The organism is Streptomyces sp. DSM 118878, from assembly GCF_052936595.1.
In genome coordinates this window covers 6,856,717-6,874,230 of the sequence record NZ_CP193622.1, presented here as the reverse complement: position 1 = coordinate 6,874,230, position 17,514 = coordinate 6,856,717, and the positions used below count along the sequence as shown (strand labels likewise).

Sequence of the window (17,514 nt, the reverse complement as noted above, 5' to 3'; positions counted from 1 at the left end):
GTGTGTATTTTCAGGGCCTCGGCACGTGCCGCAGGTTGGAGCGGGCCATCTGGACCATCCGGCCCACGCCGCCGTCCAGGACGATCTTGCCCGCGGAGAGCGCGAAGCCGGTCACCATGTCCGAGCTGATCTTGGGCGGGATGGAGAGGGCGTTCGGGTCGGTGACGACGTCGACCAGGGCGGGGCCCTTGTGCGAGAAGGCGTCCTTCAGGGCGCTCGCGAGCTGCTTGGGCTTCTCCACGCGGATGCCGTAGGCACCGGCGGCGCGGGCGATGGCGGCGAAGTCCGGGTTGTGGTTGTCCGTGCCGTACGAGGGCAGGCCCGCGACCAGCATCTCCAGCTCGACCATGCCGAGCGAGGAGTTGTTGAACAGCACGACCTTCACCGGCAGGTCGTGCTGGACGAGGGTGAGGAAGTCACCCATCAGCATCGAGAAGCCGCCGTCGCCGGACATCGAGACGACCTGGCGCCTGCGGTCGACGAACTGGGCGCCGATCGCCTGCGGCAGGGCGTTCGCCATCGAGCCGTGGCTGAAGGAGCCGATGATGCGGCGCCTGCCGTTGGGGCTGAGGTAGCGGGCCGCCCAGACGTTGCACATCCCGGTGTCCACGGTGAAGATCGCGTCGTCGGCGGCGACGTCGTCGAGGACGGATGCCACGTACTCGGGGTGGATGGGGATGTGCTTGTCGACCTTGCGGGTGTAGGCCTTGACCACGCCTTCGAGCGCGTCCGCGTGCTTCTTGAGCATCTTGTCGAGGAACTTGCGGTTCGTCTTGGGCGAGACGCGCGGCGTCAGACAGCGCAGGGTCTCGCGGACGTCGCCCCAGACCGCGAGGTCCAGCTTCGAGCGGCGCCCGAGGTGTTCGGGGCGCACGTCGACCTGGACGATTCTGACGTCGTCGGGCAGGAACGCGTTGTACGGGAAGTCCGTGCCGAGCAGGATCAGCAGGTCGCACTCGTGGGTGGCCTCGTAGGCGGCGCCGTAGCCCAGCAGTCCGCTCATCCCCACGTCGTAGGGGTTGTCGTACTGGATGAACTCCTTGCCGCGCAGGGCATGGCCCACCGGGGACTTGATCTTCTCGGCGAACTCCATGACCTCGGCGTGGGCGCCCGCCGTGCCGCTGCCGCAGAACAGGGTGACCTTGTCGGCCGCGTCGATCATCTTGGTGAGCTTCTCGATCTCCGCGTCGCCGGGGCGCACCGAGGGCCGGGATGTCACCAGGGCGGTCTCGGCGGCCTTGGCCGGGGCCGGCTCGCCCGCGATGTCGCCCGGCAGCGAGACGACGCTGACGCCGGAGCGGCCGACGGCGTTCTGGATGGCGGTCTGGAGCAGCCGGGGCATCTGCTGCGGGCTGGAGATCAGTTCGCTGTAGTGGCTGCACTCCTGGAAGAGCCGGTCGGGGTGGGTCTCCTGGAAGAAGCCGAGCCCGATCTCGCTGGAGGGGATGTGCGAGGCCAGGGCGAGGACGGGCGCCATGGAGCGGTGGGCGTCGTACAGGCCGTTGATGAGGTGGAGGTTGCCGGGGCCGCAGGAGCCCGCGCAGGCGGCCAGCGTTCCGGTGATCTGGGCCTCGGCGCCGGCCGCGAAGGCGGCGGTCTCCTCGTGCCTGACCTGGATCCAGTCGATCTCCGGGGTGCGGCGGATGGCGTCCACGACCGGGTTGAGGCTGTCGCCGACGACTCCGTACAGGCGTTGCACGCCCGCGCGGACGAGAATGTCGACGAACATTTCGGCGATGTTCTGCTTGGCCATGCCGTACGCACCTCTCCAGCCTGGTGATCCGTGGACCCGGTCCTCGTTCCCCCGCTGGGTCCATGAATTCACAGGTGCGGCGGTCATGCCTCCCAGACGCCGGCGGCCGTCCGGTCGTCCGCGTACCCCTTGGCCCGCACCTGGACGTCGGCCAGGAACCCCGCGAGCCCCGGCGGGCCGCTCTTGTGCCATCGGCGGGTGAGGTGTTCGGGAAGCTCCGGCTCGCCGCGCAGGGGTTCGGCGAGGCCGCCGCTGCACAGCAGGAGCGTGTCACCCGGCCGGGCGACGGAGGCGCGGAACCGGAACGGTTCGCGGGGCGGCTCGTGGGCCCGTTCGTAGGGGCTCGGAGGCGTGGTGATGTTCAGGTCCATGGTGAGGCGGTCGTCCTCGGGCGTCCGCGGGGGCGGTGAGCCGAAGCCGACCACGGCGTCGCCGGTGGCGGCGGCGGAGCGGGGCTCGATGTCCTGCCACGCGCCGTCCCGCAGCCGGAAGATCCCGCCCGCGCCGACGCCGAAGAACACGCGGGTACGGCACCGGGGGTCGGCGGGCAGCAGGAGGCAGCGCAGGGACGCCGCGTACTCGCCGGGGTCGAGACCGAGGTCGACGGCGCGGGCGCGGAGCTTGCCGAGGCTGCGGTCGGTGAGGCGGTGCAGGCCCGACTTCAGGTCGCCGCGCCGGGCGCCCCTGATGTCCTCGGCGAGTTGCCGGTGGCTGCGGCCCACGGCCCTGCCGATCCCCTCGCAGGCCTCGGCGGCGGCCCGGTGCGCCCCCGGGGTCGCGCGGGCGCCGGTGGCCATGGCCACGAGCAGCAGGGCCTCGTCCCCGCTGCCGAAGCGCGCGGTGAGCAGGGAGTCGCGGCGGGGCTCGCCCCGGTACCTCGCGGAGTCGCCGCGCAGGGAGGCGGCGCGCAGGGTCCAGGTGCCGTACCTGGCCCCGTCGAGGACGGTGTCGGCGATGAGATCGCCGAGGTCGTCGGGGTCGGCCGCGGGCAGCGCGGTGGGCTCGGCCTCGTAGGTCGGCGGCCCGTCGCCGACGTGGTCGAGCTCCGCGGGGCGGCGGGGTTCCGCGGGGCGGCCGGATCGCGCGGGGCGGGGTTCCGCGGGGCGGCCGGGTTCCACCGGGCCGGGCTCCGGCTCGCGGTGGCCGCTCCGCTCGCCCGGCGGCGGGGGCTCCTCGGGGGGCGCCTCGGCACTGGGCACGGGCCCGGCCCCCGACCCGAACGTCACGGGACCGCTGGGCCCGGCGGGCGGCTCCCAGGGCGCGGGGGTGACGGGAGTGGTGAGCGGTGCTCCCGAGGCGGGGCGGTCGGGGTTCCGCGGCGGCGGCACCGCTTCGGGCGGCGCCTGCGCGGGGGGTTCCGGGAGGCCGCCGCCCGGGGAGTCGCCGGAACGCGGGGCGGGGATGTCCTCCTGCACCGCGTCCGCCGCCGAGGCGAACCGGTCGTCGAGGGTGTCCGCCGCGGGCGCCGGGCCCGTGTCCCGCGTGGCATCGTCGTACAGCTTCCCCCACCAGTCGTCGTCGCGGCCGGTATGCCTCTCCCCCTGCTGGCTCATGCCCCCAAGTTTCCACCGCGAGGGCCGCACGAAAACGGTGCTTCCGGAAATTCCGGCCCTTCCGCGCCCTCCCGGCCCTTCCGGCGACGACGGGGAGCGGCCGGGACCCCGACCGGAGGCCGCCGGGCGGACCCACCCCCCACGGGAGGCCCGCCCGGCGGTGTCGGTGTGGCTCTGAGAGCCGGACCCGCTCGCCGGGCCGCGTGCCCCGTAGCAGCGCGTTCAATCCGCGAACGGTACGGGGATGATGTGCGGGGCGGGTTTACGCCGTGGCCGTTTCCCGCCACGCGACCGCCGGGTCGGAGCGGTCGGAGTCGGAGCAGTCGGATCGGAACCCGGGGAGGGACGTCGCCGCATGCTGGCAGCGATAGGTCTGGACGAGACGCACGAGTCGGCGTACCGGGCCCTTGTGGCGGTGGGCGCCGCCGACGTGCCCGATCTGGCACGCAGGCTCACCCTCGCCGAACCGGAGACGGAGCGGGCGCTGCGCCGCCTGGAGCGGCACGGCCTGGCCGCGCAGGCCTCGGGCAGGGCGGGCCGCTGGGTGGCGGCACCGCCCGGCGTCGCGCTCGGCGCGCTCCTCACCCAGCAGCGGCACGAGCTGGAGAAGGCGGAGCTGGCGGCGACCCTGCTCGCCGAGGAGTACCGCGCGCGGGCCGTCGAGCCCACCGTCCACGACCTGGTCGAGGTGGTCACCGGGGCGGCGGCCGTCTCGCAGCGCTTCCTCCAGCTCCAGCTCGGGGCGAGCGACGAGGTGTGCGCGCTGGTGACCGGCAGCCCCATCGCCGTCTCCGGCATGGAGAACAGCGCCGAGGAGCAGGCCGCCGGCCGCGGCGTGCGCTACCGCGTGGTGGTCGAGCGCTCGGTCCTGGATCTGCCGACCGGTCTCGTCGAGCTCTCGGCGGCGATCGGCCGCGGCGAGCAGGTGCGGGCGGTGGACCGCGTCCCCACCAAGCTGGTGATCGCCGACGGCGGCCTGGCGATGGTGCCGCTGACCTCGCGCACCGCCGGGCCCGCCGCGCTGGTGGTGCACGCCAGCGGCCTCCTCGAATCCCTCTCAGGACTGTTCGAGGCGGTCTGGCGGGACGCGCTGCCGCTGCGCATCGGCGAGGACGGCCGCACACTCTCCGAAGAGGCCCCCGACGGCCCCGACGGCACGGACCTGGAGATCCTCTCCCTGCTGCTCGCGGGCCTGACCGACGCGAGCGTCGCCAAACAGCTCGACCTCGGGCTGCGCACGGTGCAGCGCCGGGTGAAGCGGCTGATGGAGCTGACGGGCGTGACGACGCGGCTGCAACTGGGCTGGCACGCGTACGAACGGCAGTGGGTGGCACGCCGGCCCCACCCGCCCCGGCCCCGGGGCTAATCTGACCTGCGATTTCTCCGAATCTGTCGCATTCTGGGCAGATGGGAGTCTGGGAACTCCTGCTGGTCGCTGTGGTGATGCTGCTCGGCCTGTGCGGAGTGCTGGTGCCCGGGGTGCCGGGGCCGTGGCTGGTATGGGCCGCGGTCTTGTGGTGGGCCTTGCAGGACCCGAACGGCCTCGCCTGGATGATCCTCGTCGGGGCGTCCCTCGTCCTCCTCGCGGCGCAGGCCGTGCGCTGGCAACTGCCCCCGCGGCGGCTGCGGGCGAGCGGCGCGACGCCCCGGATGGCCTTCTTCGCGGGGGCCGGGGCACTGCTCGGCTTCTGCGTGATCCCGGTGCTCGGCGCCCTGCCCGGCTTCGTCGGCGGCATCTACACCGGGGAACGGCTGCGGCTCGGCGGCCACGGCGAGGCGGTGACGGCGACACGGACCGCCATGCGGAACGGCGGCACCAGCGTGCTGACGGAACTGTTCGCCTGCCTGCTGATCCTGGGGGCGTGGCTGGGGGCGGTGTTCTGGGGTTAGGGCATCGGGGGTTAGGGCATCGGGGGTTAGGGCCTGCCGCTTGGATCATCCCGGCGTCGCGGGCCGCCCCGCGCGGGGCGGGCGGTACGTGAGCGATGCGGTCGCGGGGGTGCGCGTGCGAGGCTCGCCGCATGACCGAATTCAGCGAGGCCGAGCGTGCGTACCTCAAGTCCCAGCGCCTGGGGCGGATGGCCACGGTCGACCCGAAGGGCCAGCCCCAGGCGAACCCCGTCGGCTTCTTCCCGCAGGACGACGGCACGATCCTGGTCGGCGGGCACGCCCTGGGCACCACGAAGAAGTGGCGCAACCTCCGGGCGAACCCGAAGGTGTCCCTGGTCGTCGACGACATCGTGACCCTGAAGCCGTGGAGGGTCCGGGGCATCGACATCAGAGGCGAGGCCGAACTCCTCACCGGCCCCCACGACTTGGGCCCGGGCTTCAGCGAGGAACTGATCCGCATCCGGCCGCGGCGCATCCATAGCTGGGGCCTGGAAGGCGACTAGTCGCCCGCACCGTCTACACCAGAACCGCGGCGCTCCTAGGACTCGCCCCCCTCACGAGACATTCGAGACGTTCGAGATGTTCGATACGTTTGAGACGTTCGTGACGTTCATCCTGAGGTGGCGCAGGGCGTAGGAGCGCCAGGGGCGCCAGGTGTCGCGTACGGGTTCGGGTTCGCCGGGCGGGGCGACGTCGGGGTCGCCGAGCGCCCGCATGCGGATGAACGCGGCGGTACGGGGTTCCATGCCGGGCAGGCCGGCGAGGACGGCCTCGGCCTGGTCGCGGTCGGCCCCGGCGTCGAGGCGCAGGGTGCCGTCGGCGAGTGCCGCGGCGAGTGAGCCCAAGGGCCCCGCTTCGGCGGTGAGCGCGGCGGGCGCGGGGAAGAGGTGGGTGAGACGCCCGCACGCGGTGTCGAGGGCCTGGCCGTACCGCTGGACGAGCCGCGCGGCTCCCGCCCGCCCGACGAGCGCGCGCACGGCGAACTCCTCGGGGTCGGCGGCGCCCGGCGAGCGCAGCCCCGGCCGGGCGGCGACGAGCGGGGCAAGGCGTGGGTCGGCGCCGAGCCGTTCGTCCACCGCGTAGGGGTCGGCGTCCAGGTCGAAGAGGCGGCGCAGGCGCTGCACGGCCGTGGTCAGGTCCCGCAGGTCGCTGAGGTGGAGCCGGGCGTCGAGCCAGCCGCCGCGGTGCACGGCGGCGGTGGGTGCGGGGGCGGAGTGGGCCTCCTGGACGGCCACGATGCCGGTGCCGTGGGGCAGCCGGAGAGTACGCCGGTACGTACGGCTGCCGGGCTCCCCCGCGACCTCTTCGACGCCGGGCAGCGCCTCGTGGGCGAGCAGGTCGAAGACGGCGGCGGACTGGTAGGGCCCCCGGTGGGCGAGGCGCAGCGGAATCCCGGCGGCCGGGGTGGCCCGCCCGGCCCCCCGCTTCGGGGCGGCGGCGCGCAGGCCGGTCGGGGTGAGGGCGTACACCGCTTTGATCGTGTCGTTGAACTGCCGCACGCTGGCGAACCCGGCGGCGAAGGCGATCTCCGTGACGGGCAGGTCGGTGGTCTGGAGCAGCACCCGGGCGGTGTGGGCCCGCTGCGCCCTGGCGAGCGCGACGGGCCCCGCGCCCAGCTCGGCGGTGAGCTGCCGCTGCACCTGCCGGGCGCTGTACCCCAGCCGGACGGCGAGCCCGGGCACGCCTTCCCGGTCGACGACGCCGTCACCGATCATGCGCATGGCGCGCCCGACGACATCGGCGCGCACGTCCCACTCGGCGGAGCCGGGCACGGCGTCGGGCCGACAGCGCCGGCAGGCCCGGAACCCCGAGGTCTGGGCGGCGGCCGCGGTGGCGTAATACCGGACGTTCTGCCGCTTGGGCGTGACGGCGGGGCAGCTCGGCCGGCAGTAGATCCCGGTGGTCTCCACAGCGAAGAAGAACGCCCCGTCAAACCGACCGTCCCGACTCCGCACGGCCTCGTACCTGGTCTCTTCATCGATCACACCATCCAGTGTGCGTCCACTGCCCCGGACACCGCTGGCGGCTTTCGGACACGGACTTGCCCCCGGCAAGGCACCCAAAAACGGCCGTCCGAGCCCCGCCAGGGGCGCGGGAACGGCCGTCCGAGCCCCGTCAGGGGCGCGGGAACGGCCGTCCGAGCCCCGTCAGGGGCGCGGGGAACTGCGCGAGCAACCCAGAACAGGCCGCGGACGAACGACCCGGATCAGCCCCCCAAGGGGCGCGGGGAACTGCGCGAGCAACCCCGACGCCCCCGCAGGGAACTCGCGAGCAACCCCCAACACCCCCCGCAGGGAACAGAAGCAGACGAACGGCACCCGCCCAGCCCTGAAGCCCACCGCAGGTGAAGGACCGCTAAAAGCGCCCCCGCTTGGCCCGTACAGCCGCCTTGCCCTCCGCGCCCCGCAGCCTCCACACCCGCCGGAGCTCCGCACGGGCCCGAGCGTCGGTCTTGGCCACGATCCGCTGGTTCTCGCGGATGAGCTTGCGGTAGCTGTCGAGCCGCCGCTCGGGCAGCGAACCGTCGGCCAGCGCGGCGAGCACCGCGCACCCCGGCTCCGAGGCATGCGCGCAGTCGTGGAACCGGCACCCCTCCCCCAGTGCCTCGATCTCGGAGAAGACCTGCCCGACCCCGGTTTCGGCGTCCCAGAGGCCAACGCCCCGCAGCCCTGGCGTGTCGATGAGAACCCCACCCCCGGGCAGCACCAGGAGGTTACGGGTGGTGGTCGTGTGCCGTCCCTTCCCGTCGACGTCACGGATGGCCTGCACCTCCATGAGCTCCGCCCCGGCCAGCGCGTTGGCGAGCGTCGACTTGCCCGCACCGGACTGCCCGAGCAGGACCGAGGTCCCGCCGGAGACGACCGCGGCGAGGACGTCCACGCCCTCCCCGGACGTGGCACTGACCGCCAGTACCCGCACGCCGGGCGCCGCGGTCTCCACGTCCTCGACGAGGTGCGCGAGCGTGGCGGAGTCCGGCACGAGGTCGGCCTTGGTGAGGACGACCACCGGCTGCCCGCCCGACTCCCAGCCGAGCGCGAGGAACCGCTCGATGCGGCCCAGGTCGAGCTCGGCGGCGAGCGAGACCGCGATGATCGAGTGGTCGACGTTGGCCGCGAGGATCTGCCCCTCGGACCGCTTGGACGAGGTGGAGCGCACGAAGGACGTACGCCGCGGCAGATACGCGCGTACGTAGCGGGGGTCGCGGTCGTCGGCGTCGACGGCGGCCCAGTCACCCGTGCAGATGACCTTCAGCGGATCACGCGGCGTGACGAACTCGGTGTCGGCACGCACAGGCCCCTCGGCGGTGACGACATCGCACTGGCCGCGGTCGACGCGGACGACCCGCCCGGCGAGCAGCCCCCGCGCGGCGTACGGCGCGAACTCGGCCTCCCACTCCGCGTCCCAGCCGTACGGGGCGAGGGGATGCGCGAAGGAACCGCCGGAGGCGGATGAGAACGCAGAGAACGCAGAGGGAGATGGGAAAGACGAAGAGGAAGAAGAAGAGGGTGAAGAGGGTGAGGAGGGTGAGGACGAAGAGGAGGACAAGGGGGACCCTTCACAGAAGGCCCCGGCGATACGCGCCCTGCGGCACGCAGAAGGAGAAGCTCCGGTCAGCCGGCGGCCAAGGAGGTGGACTTGATGAACTCACGGATGCAGGCCATGCCCGTCGCGATGACAGCCATCGTCAACACCTCCTGTTCCTGCTCGTCGAGCCGACTCGGTGGCCGGTCGGCCTCCTGGTAACGCGGCAGACGTTAGTCCTGGTCCCTGCCGCGATGCCACTCCTTTTCCCGGAACGACCCACGCCGCCGACCCGCAGAGATAGTCCGGCGAGAGATAGTCCGGCAATCGTCTACTGCTCGAAGGCAACGGGTGGCTACTATGCCTGCCACACCCGGGGGCGGGACACGGTGGGGGACGCATGGCGATGCCCGGAACACCCGTTGGACCGTTGGAGAAGCAGGACAGAGCGGCGACCCGACGTCTGTGCGCGGGCGTCTACGTGGATGCTCATTACCGCACCGCGGTCATCCAGCACGTCTACAACGCGAGAAGACGGCGGGCCGCCCCCTCGTACGGGTTCGACCTCATACCTGTCCTGTCCCACGCCTGGCGTGCCTGGCGCCTGTCCGTGATCGAGGACACCCTGCTCCTGGTCACCGTGGGAATGGCCTTCGCCCTCGTCCCGTTGGCAGCGCTTCTCGCCACGGCCACGCTGGCCGTTCTCACTCTCCTGGCCGTGTCGTTCGCGCGCCTCTCCAGCCGCTTCTCCAGTCTGCGCAAGGCCGATGACGAAGAGGAGGAAGAGGAGGAGGAGCCCCATCCTGGGCTGACGGGCAAGTCTCTCGTGCGTGGTCTGTGCGCCTCCCTGCTGCTCACGGTTCTCACCCTCATCATCCTGGTGCACACGCGCGGGGCACGAGGACTGCTCATGGCCGCTGTCGTCGCTCTCGCCCTGTGCGCCACTCTTTCGGCTATCGGAGTTCTTCGCCAGCTCGCTCTGAACCGATTGCGTCGGCAGGCCGACTCCGAATCACCCATGAGGACAAGTCAGCGTCTGTCCGCGATCGATGCGCAGCAGCGGCATCCGGTGGTGGTGTACTCGGGCACAGAGCCATTCATAGGCAGCGGCAGAATGCTACGTACCTGGTCTTTCGCCCAGCGGCTGGTCAAAGCCAAGGATCTCGCCGCCGACCGGGACGAGGAGTTCACGGAGAAGCCTTTCCTCACATGGGAGATCGTCGAAGAACTACGACGTGCGATCTCCGCGCTGGGCACGGAGGAAGACCCCGAGACAAGGCTTCCGGGGATCAAGGTGGACGACTCCCTCTTCGTCGAGGGCCGATACGCCCAGAGCCATGCGAGTGAACTGGCGGCTCCGCCTGGGGACGACTTCATACGACGCATGCTCAATAACCCCCCGGAGACCGCCCGTCACTATCTGACGTGTCAGGTCGAGTCATGGGGTGGTGATGTCGTGACGACCATCTTCGTCCACGTCTCGCTCCAAGGGCGAACTCTCTATATCGAGTTCACCATCTGCGGGCTCGCGCCGACGAGGCTGGAGTACCACATCGTCGATGTCGTCGGCGGCACTGGACGCATGGCAGTTCTCCGGGCGGCGGCCAGGAGCCTTCAGCGACTCCCCCAGGCGGCCCTCGCGCCCGTTCGCCTGCTCACCGCCTCTGCCCTGCTGTTGCAGGCAACGCGGGCGGGTATGGACTCCACCGCGGAGAGCCTCAAGCGCGGGTTCGACATAGGCGCGGTGAGAAGCGCACGCGAGATGGCCGCGATCGCCGCGGACGAGAGCTACTTCCAGACGTTCGATGTCTCCAAGCATTCGAAGGTGATCGAACGGCGCCTTCTGGCCACGGTCGGCGAGTTCCTCAAGAGCCACGAGGTCGACACCACGGAGTTCATGCAGCGCGCCACCGCCATCCTCAACAACGGGATCATCAACATGGGTTCCGGGAGCGTCAATGTCAGCGATACGGCGATGGGGCAGGAAACCAGTGTCACAAAGTGACTCAAGGGGGGATTTCGTATGCATAACTACGGGATCAGCAACACCGGGTCCGGGGATGTCACTGTCAGCGGCTCGGTCGCCATGGGGAAGAACACAAGCGTTTCACATCGCAGTGCCGACGCTGCCCATCCCGTACTCGCCCCGACCTCAGAGGCGCCCGGCCCCGCGGAGCGACATGTATGGGACGTGGGAGTGATCACGGTCCTCACCGTGGAAACGCAGGCCGTGCTCGATGAACTCTCGAAATGGGGCAGCCACGCTGAAGTCCGCACACAGCAAGGCGTACTGTTCCACGAGTTCACGGGGGGCACCGGTACTCGGACCATCCGAGTGACGGTCACCCAGTCGCTTCTCCCGGGACAGCATTTCGCCGGCGGCGCGGTGGACCAACTGCGCAGGGAGTACGCACCGAGGATTGTGGCCCTGGTGGGAATCGGTGGCTCCATACATCCCGATGTACACCTGGGTGACGTCGTCGTCGCACAAGAAGTCGTGCACTACGAGCCGCGCAAGGTGACACCTCAAGGCGTACACCGCAGAGGCCAGAGCCATACGGTCACAGCCGGCATGCAACACGCCCTCAATGGATTCTTCACGGCGCACGGTGAGCCATGGGCACTACCAGACTCTCCCGGCCATCGAGCGCTGCGCGGTCTGGTGGGCTCCGGCGAAGCCGTGCTTGCGGACGTCGACGCCGAAGAACGCACCTACCTGCGCCAGTACAACGAGAAGATCCTGGCAGTGGAGACGGAAGGCGCTGGTCTCGCGACGGCTGTGCACGGTGCCGTCGGCGCGATCGGCGCGGCACATGCCTGGCTCGTGGTACGTGGGATCTCGGACGCGGCGGACGCGCGGAAGGGCGACGACCATCACCCTGTCGCCAGTCAGAACGCGGCGGCCGTCTTCAGGTCCCTGCTGCCGTATCTCCTGTAATCGTGTCGCCCGGAGCACCCGTCACCGAGGAGAAGGGGACGCGATGGCGGAACCGGATGAGATCACACCAGGTCGTGTGCTCCTCGTCGAGTACGAGCAGATCAAGGCGGAGCAGAAGGGCCGGATCAGCCTGCGCGACAACCTGATCTACGCGATGCTGGCCGCGACCGCCGCCGTGATCGCCGCCACGATTCCGTCCCCCAGTCGAACCGCTCTATTGCTGCTCCTGCCGCCCATATCCACTCTGCTGGGCTGGACCTACTTGGTGAACGACCAGAAGATCTCGGCGATCGGCCACTATGTCCGAGAGAACCTGGGCCCTCAGCTCTCCGCTGTGACGGAACAAGAGGGCATCGTGTTCGGCTGGGAAGCGGCTCACCGCCAAGACCGCCGCCGCACGTCACGGAAAAGGCTCCAGCTCGCCGCGGACCTCTTGGCATTCTGTGGAGGCTCAACAGCCGCTCTGGTCGCCTTCTGGGTGAACGGGCACCTCACATGGATTCTGCTCAGCGTCTCACTGCTCGAAGTCGCAGCTCTCGTGGTGCTGGCCATACAGATAGGCATATACGCGGACCTCGGCCATCGTTGACCCACGTCCCTGCCGATTTCAGCTCTCTTCACCCCGTCGCGCCACGAACACCAGCTCCCACCCCGGCCGGTCCGGCGCGTCCCGTACGTCGTCCACCGCGTATCCCTCGGCGAGCAGGTCCGCCTCCACCTCCCCGCGCTCGCGGAACCGCAGCGTCGAATCCGATGTCAGCGTCTCGCCGTCCCTCGCCCGGAACACGTACGTCCAGCGGAACGACACCAGCGGCCCTTCGACCGCCGTCAGTTCCACCCAGCTCTCGACCGGGCCCACCCCCGGGATCTCGGTGACCCGGTGCGAGGCGGCGCGGTTCCAGCGTTCCCAGGCGCGACGGGCGGGGTCCCGCGTCTCGAAGACCAGGCGGCCGCCCGGCCGCAGGGCCTCGTGGGCGCCCCGCAGCGTCGCCCGCCACGGTTCGGGGTCCGCGATGGCCTGGGCCACGTTCGCCGTCATCGTCGCGAGGTCCACCCGCAGGGGCGGCAAGGCCGTGGCGTCCCCGTGCAGCCAGCGCACGCGCTCCGCGCCCGGCTTGGCGCGGGCGATGTCGACGGACGCCCTCGCGGGGTCCACGCCGATGACGTCCATCCCCCGCTCGGCCAGCAGCAGCGCGAACACCCCCGTACCGCAGCCGATGTCGAGGACCCGGCGCGCCCCGAACTCCTCCGCCATGCGGAGATACGGGAGCAGATCGCCGCGGTCGGGGTCGAGCGGGTCGTAGAGCGCGGCCAGCCGCGGGTCACCGAACTCCGGGTCCACCTCCACTGCCGTCAGCCCTCCCCGCCACGTCCCGCGCCACGTCCCGCGCCACGTTCCCCGCCATGTCCCGCGCCACGTCCCGCGCGCCACTCCTCCGCGAGGACCGACCAGATCTCCGTGTCCTGCCGTACGCCCTTGTAGAGGTAGTTGCCCCGCAGGACCCCCTCACGGCTCATTCCCAGGCGCTCGGCCACCTTGATGCTCGGGCGGTTCTCCGAGGCCACGTGCCACTCCACCCGGTGCATTCCGCGCTGATCGAACACCCAGTCGATGAGAACACGCACCGCCCTGGTGACCAGACCGCGCCCCGAGGCGTCCGGTTCCAGCCAGCAGCCCGCCTCGCACGCGCCGTTCGCGCTGTCGAAGACCCGGAGCATGACCCCGCCGACGAGGCGACCGTCGAGCCAGATCCCGTAGAGGCGGCCGGTGTCGGAGGCCGCCTTGTCGGCGAACACCCGGAGCCATCTCCGCGCCGACGCGAGGTCGGACGTGACGTCCGGCAGACCGACGTACTGGCCTATGTAGTCCCGGCCGCGGTCCATGTGCGCCAAGAACTCCTCGGCCTGCCACGGCTCCAGGGGGCGCAGCTCCGCGCCGTCCTCGCCACCCAGGGAAATCGCGAACATGCCCCCACCTCCACCATGGCCACACCGGTCACACCGATCACACCGATCACACCGATCAGAGCGGCGGCCACTCCGCCGAAGAGCAAGATCCTCGCACGAGCCGCCAGACCGCCGAGCCGCCGAGCCGCCGAGCGGCCTCCCCACCGCCCCCTCGCGGAGGGATGGGTTCCGGACAGAACCCGCCCCCGGACGATCTGGCCGGTCTTGCCGTGGACGAGATAGATGCCCTAGGCATCCAATGGTTTCACGTAAGGGAACGTCTGCGCTTGCGAGGTACGCCATGCCGGAGTCCACCCAGACCCACCCCCCGACCACGCACCCCACCACACACCCCACCACCCCCGAGCCCACCACGAACCGCTCCAGCGACCCCATCCCCTTCCCCCAGGACCGCGCCTGCCCCTACCACCCGCCCACGGGCTACGCCCCGCTGCGGGAGGCCGCCCCGCTCACCCGCGTCACGCTGTTCGACGGACGCCAGGTGTGGCTCGTCACCGGGCACGCGGCGGCCCGGGAGCTCCTCGCCGATCAGCGGCTCTCCTCGGACCGCGAGCACGAGGGCTTCCCCATGCAGAGCGAGCGCCTGGCCCAGGTGCGCAACCGGAGCATCGCCCTGCTCGGCGTCGACGACCCCAAGCACAACATCCAGCGCCGGATGCTCATCCCCAGTTTCTCGGTCAAGCGCATCGCGGCCCTGCGGCCCCGCATCCAGGAGACCGTCGACCGGCTCCTGGACACCATGGTCGAACAGGGGCCGCCCGCCGAGCTGGTGAACTCGTTCGCGCTGCCCGTGCCGTCCATGGTCATCTGCGCCCTGCTCGGCGTCCCCTACGCCGACCACGAGTTCTTCGAGGAGCAGTCACGCCGGCTGCTGCGCGGGCCGGGGGCGCGGGACATCCAGGCGGCGCGCGATGAACTGGACGCCTACTTCTACGCGTTGATCGACCAGAAGCGGCGCGAACCGGGTGACGGGCTCCTCGACGAGCTGATCCACCAGCAGCTCGCCTCGGGCGCGGTGGACCGCGAGGAGCTGGTCAGCCTCGCCACGATTTTGCTCGTCGCGGGCCACGAGACCACGGCGAACATGATCTCGCTCGGTACGTTCACCCTGCTCCAGCACCCCGACCGGCTCGCCGAGCTGCGGACCGGCGTGGCGGCCGGGCAGCCGCTGATGGCCGCCGCGGTCGAGGAGCTGCTGCGCTATCTGTCCATCGCGGACGGGCTGATGCGGGTGGCCAAGGAGGACCTGGAGGTGGGCGGCGAGACCGTGCGCGCCGGGGACGGCGTCATCTTCTCCACGTCCCTCGTGAACCGCGACGGCACGGCCTACGAATCGCCCGAGGAGCTGGACTGGCACCGCGGCACGCGGCACCATCTCGCCTTCGGGTTCGGCATCCACCAGTGCCTGGGGCAGAACCTCGCCCGCGCCGAGATCGAGATCGCCCTGAGCTCCCTCTTCGAGCGCCTGCCACGCCTTCGCCTCGCGATGCCCGCCGAGGACATCCCCTTCAAACCGGGCGACACGATCCAGGGGATGCTGGAACTCCCCGTGACCTGGTAGGGGCGGCCGTGATGAGCGACGACGCGACCGGCACGGTGATCCGTGTGGACCACGACCGGTGCATCGGTGCGGGCATGTGCGCGCTGACCGCGCCCGGCGTCTTCACCCAGGACGACGACGGCTTCAGCGAGGTGATCCGGGGCCGCGAGGACGGCGGCGCCGGTGACCCGTTGGTCAAGGAGGCCGTACGGGCGTGCCCGGTGCGGGCCATCACCGTCACCGGGCGGCAGCTCTGACGCCTCCGGAGTCACCGGAGTCATCTGACACAGATCGTCAACTGGTTGATTCTCACGGCTCTGGTCGCTTTCCCGGTCCTGCGTAGGCTTTCAGGCGCCCCCCGAGAGAAAGAGACACACCCCTTATGCGCGCCCTTGTGGTCGATCACAGTGAGGCCGGACCCGTCCGGTTCGCCGATGTCGATGAGCCCGTACCGTCCGCCGGTGAGGCGTTGGTGGAGATACGGCACATCGGTCTCAACTTCGGAGAGCTGAACTACGTGCGTCAGTGGCCGGCCGGCGCTGTGCACGGTCACGACGCGGCCGGTGTCGTGGTGCGCGCCGCGTCCGACGGCTCGGGGCAGCCCGAAGGGACGCGTGTCGCGGTGGGAATGGCTCCCCACGCGTGGGCGGAGCGGGTGGCTGTCAGCCCCGCCTCGCTCGGCACCGTCCCCGAGGGCGTGGACCTGGCCGACGCCGCCGCGCTGGGGATCGCCGGAGTCACCGCGTTCCGGGTGCTGCGCAAGCGTTCCCTGCTGGCGCGCGACGTGCTGATCACCGGCGCCAGTGGGGGCGTGGGGCACTTCGCCGTCCAACTGGCGGCGCTGGCGGGCGCCCGGGTGACGGCACTCGTCGGTTCGCCGGAGCGGGCCGCCGGGCTCCGTGAACTCGGCGCCGACAGGGTCCTGACCGACCTGGCCGACCTGGCCGACCTGACCGATCTGACTGAGGCCGGGGACCGGTTCGACCTCGTCCTGGACACGGTCGGCGGGCCGTTGCTGGCCCAGGCGTGGAGTTCCCTCGCCGAGGGCGGCACCATCCACCTGGTCGGTTACTCCTCGGGGCAGGAAACCACGTTCCCGGCAGGGGCCTTGTTCGGCTTCGGTGAGCCCCGCAGCATCACCACCTACGGCGACATGACGCCGACCGGCGGGGAGTTGACGGACCTGCTGGGCCTCATGGCCGCAGGGAGGCTCTCGGCACCGGTCGGACTGCGAGGCGACTGGCAGGGCGTGGACGACGCCGTCCAGGCGCTGTTCGCGCGGAAGGTGCACGGAAAGGTCGTTCTTGACGTGGCCTGAAGCTCTGGACGAGGACACGTGTGCCGTCGCCCGCCGGTGGGCGGTTCGCCGTGGTGGACGAGGATGGACCCATGGATGTACTGGCGGAGGTCCTGCGTGTTTCGGGTGCGCGCGGGGCGCTCGGGGTCAAGCTGGAGGCCGGAGGAACCTGGGGCCTGCGGCTGGACTCCTTTCCAGGAGCGGCACTGCATGTGGTGTCCCGCGGCACCATGTGGCTCCACGTCACGGGCGAGAAACCTCTTCAGGTGCAGGCCGGGGACGCCGTCCTGGTGTCGCCGGGCACCACGCACGGGATAGCCGGCGGCGCCGACGTGACGTTGGGTTCCTGCGACCGTGAAGCGGCCGCCCGGGCTTTTGTCGATGGCCGGGCCCTGCGTCTGGGCTCGGCGCCGGTGCGGACGGAAGTGATCGTCCTGCACTATGAGCAGGACCCGGAGGTGCGCACACCGGTGCTCACCTCCCTCACTCGGCCGATGCACGTCACGGCCCGGGAGAACGCGCAGCTCAGAAGGACCGTCGAGCTTCTCGCCGCCGAGCTCGCCCAGCCGCAGATCGGCACCACCGCCGCCATCAACAGCATCGTCGACCTCCTGCTCGTCCAGTTCGTACGCGCCTGGCTGGCCCGCCACCCGCAGGAGCAGTCCGGCTCATGGCTGGCAGCGATGCGTGATCCGGTCGTGCGCGATGCTCTGGCATGCGTCCACGCCCACCCGGAACACCCCTGGACCACGGAGGCCCTGGCCGCCGCGACGAGCGTCTCCCGGGCGACGCTGTCCAGGCGCTTCCGGTCCGCCCTCGGGCAGACGCCGGGCGCGTACGTGACGCAGTGGCGCATCGACCTGGCGTCCGTCCGGCTCCGCGATACCGACGAGCCGGTCGAGTCGATATCCGGCGCGGTCGGATACGGCTCTCCGCACGCTTTCAGCCGTGCCTTCAGACGTGCCCGGGGCATGGCCCCCGGCGAGTACCGTTCCCGGCTTCGCAAGTGAACCGGACCCTTGGGCCGGTCGGAGCACGGATCAGGACCAGGGG

16 protein-coding genes are annotated in these 17,514 nt (G+C 71.0%); 10 read left to right on the top strand and 6 right to left on the bottom strand.

What is annotated here, in order from left to right; translation table 11 throughout:
- Nucleotides 1–10 precede the first annotated feature (10 nt).
- Both ACRAKF_RS30395 and ACRAKF_RS30390 read right to left on the bottom strand, forming a co-directional pair.
- Nucleotides 11–1,753: a pyruvate dehydrogenase gene (locus ACRAKF_RS30395; protein ID WP_447040764.1), complete on the bottom strand. Its 1,743-nt coding sequence runs from the start codon at nt 1,751–1,753 to the stop codon at nt 11–13.
- 83 nt (nt 1,754–1,836) lie between these two features.
- Complete coding sequence (locus ACRAKF_RS30390) at nt 1,837–3,306, bottom strand: protein phosphatase 2C domain-containing protein (RefSeq protein ID WP_447040762.1); 1,470 nt, start codon at nt 3,304–3,306, stop codon at nt 1,837–1,839.
- A 355-nt stretch (nt 3,307–3,661) separates the two neighbouring features.
- Here ACRAKF_RS30390 and ACRAKF_RS30385 point away from each other — a divergent pair, with 355 nt between their 5' ends.
- From ACRAKF_RS30385 to ACRAKF_RS30375, 3 genes are all read left to right on the top strand, one after another.
- Entirely contained in the window at nt 3,662–4,672 is a 1,011-nt protein-coding gene (locus ACRAKF_RS30385) for a helix-turn-helix domain-containing protein (RefSeq protein ID WP_447040761.1), read from the top strand.
- 41 nt (nt 4,673–4,713) lie between these two features.
- Entirely contained in the window at nt 4,714–5,196 is a 483-nt protein-coding gene (locus ACRAKF_RS30380) for a DUF456 domain-containing protein (RefSeq protein WP_447040760.1), read from the top strand.
- Nucleotides 5,197–5,327: 131 nt separating this feature from the next.
- Nucleotides 5,328–5,699, top strand: coding sequence for a PPOX class F420-dependent oxidoreductase (locus ACRAKF_RS30375; protein ID WP_447040759.1), 372 nt, complete (start codon nt 5,328–5,330; stop codon nt 5,697–5,699).
- Between the two features lie 51 nt (nt 5,700–5,750).
- Here the strand turns inward: ACRAKF_RS30375 and ACRAKF_RS30370 are convergent, their stop codons facing one another.
- Together ACRAKF_RS30370 and rsgA are read right to left on the bottom strand one after the other, a co-directional pair.
- Nucleotides 5,751–7,181, bottom strand: coding sequence for a bifunctional transcriptional activator/DNA repair enzyme AdaA (locus tag ACRAKF_RS30370; protein ID WP_447040758.1), 1,431 nt, complete (start codon nt 7,179–7,181; stop codon nt 5,751–5,753).
- A 370-nt stretch (nt 7,182–7,551) separates the two neighbouring features.
- A complete protein-coding gene (gene rsgA, locus ACRAKF_RS30365; protein WP_447040757.1) occupies nt 7,552–8,742 on the bottom strand; it encodes a ribosome small subunit-dependent GTPase A in 1,191 nt (396 codons plus the stop codon).
- Between the two features lie 376 nt (nt 8,743–9,118).
- On the opposite strand from rsgA, the gene ACRAKF_RS30360 reads away from it, so the two are divergent.
- The 3 genes from ACRAKF_RS30360 to ACRAKF_RS30350 all read left to right on the top strand — a co-directional run bounded on the left by ACRAKF_RS30360 (nt 9,119) and on the right by ACRAKF_RS30350 (nt 12,245).
- Nucleotides 9,119–10,723: a hypothetical protein gene (locus ACRAKF_RS30360; protein WP_447040755.1), complete on the top strand. Its 1,605-nt coding sequence runs from the start codon at nt 9,119–9,121 to the stop codon at nt 10,721–10,723.
- 210 nt (nt 10,724–10,933) lie between these two features.
- On the top strand, nt 10,934–11,656 hold the full coding sequence (locus tag ACRAKF_RS30355) for a 5'-methylthioadenosine/S-adenosylhomocysteine nucleosidase family protein (RefSeq protein ID WP_447040753.1): 723 nt from the start codon (nt 10,934–10,936) through the stop codon (nt 11,654–11,656).
- A 43-nt stretch (nt 11,657–11,699) separates the two neighbouring features.
- Nucleotides 11,700–12,245 (top strand): hypothetical protein, encoded by a 546-nt coding sequence (locus ACRAKF_RS30350; RefSeq protein WP_447040751.1) that lies wholly within the window; start codon nt 11,700–11,702, stop codon nt 12,243–12,245.
- An 18-nt stretch (nt 12,246–12,263) separates the two neighbouring features.
- On the opposite strand, the gene ACRAKF_RS30345 is transcribed toward ACRAKF_RS30350, so the two are convergent.
- Entirely contained in the window at nt 12,264–12,998 is a 735-nt protein-coding gene (locus ACRAKF_RS30345; RefSeq protein WP_447042251.1) for a class I SAM-dependent methyltransferase, read from the bottom strand.
- Between the two features lie 11 nt (nt 12,999–13,009).
- Entirely contained in the window at nt 13,010–13,624 is a 615-nt protein-coding gene (locus tag ACRAKF_RS30340; RefSeq protein ID WP_447040750.1) for a GNAT family N-acetyltransferase, read from the bottom strand.
- A 280-nt stretch (nt 13,625–13,904) separates the two neighbouring features.
- Between ACRAKF_RS30340 and ACRAKF_RS30335 the strand changes: the two genes are divergently transcribed.
- The 4 genes from ACRAKF_RS30335 (at nt 13,905) to ACRAKF_RS30320 (ending at nt 17,471) form a co-directional block, all read left to right on the top strand.
- A complete protein-coding gene (locus ACRAKF_RS30335) occupies nt 13,905–15,185 on the top strand; it encodes a cytochrome P450 (protein ID WP_447040749.1) in 1,281 nt (426 codons plus the stop codon).
- A gap of 11 nt (nt 15,186–15,196) precedes the next feature.
- Complete coding sequence (locus ACRAKF_RS30330; protein ID WP_447040748.1) at nt 15,197–15,421, top strand: ferredoxin; 225 nt, start codon at nt 15,197–15,199, stop codon at nt 15,419–15,421.
- Between the two features lie 125 nt (nt 15,422–15,546).
- Complete coding sequence (locus tag ACRAKF_RS30325) at nt 15,547–16,482, top strand: zinc-binding dehydrogenase (RefSeq protein ID WP_447040746.1); 936 nt, start codon at nt 15,547–15,549, stop codon at nt 16,480–16,482.
- Nucleotides 16,483–16,553: 71 nt separating this feature from the next.
- A complete protein-coding gene (locus ACRAKF_RS30320; protein WP_447040744.1) occupies nt 16,554–17,471 on the top strand; it encodes a cupin domain-containing protein in 918 nt (305 codons plus the stop codon).
- Nucleotides 17,472–17,514 lie beyond the last annotated feature (43 nt).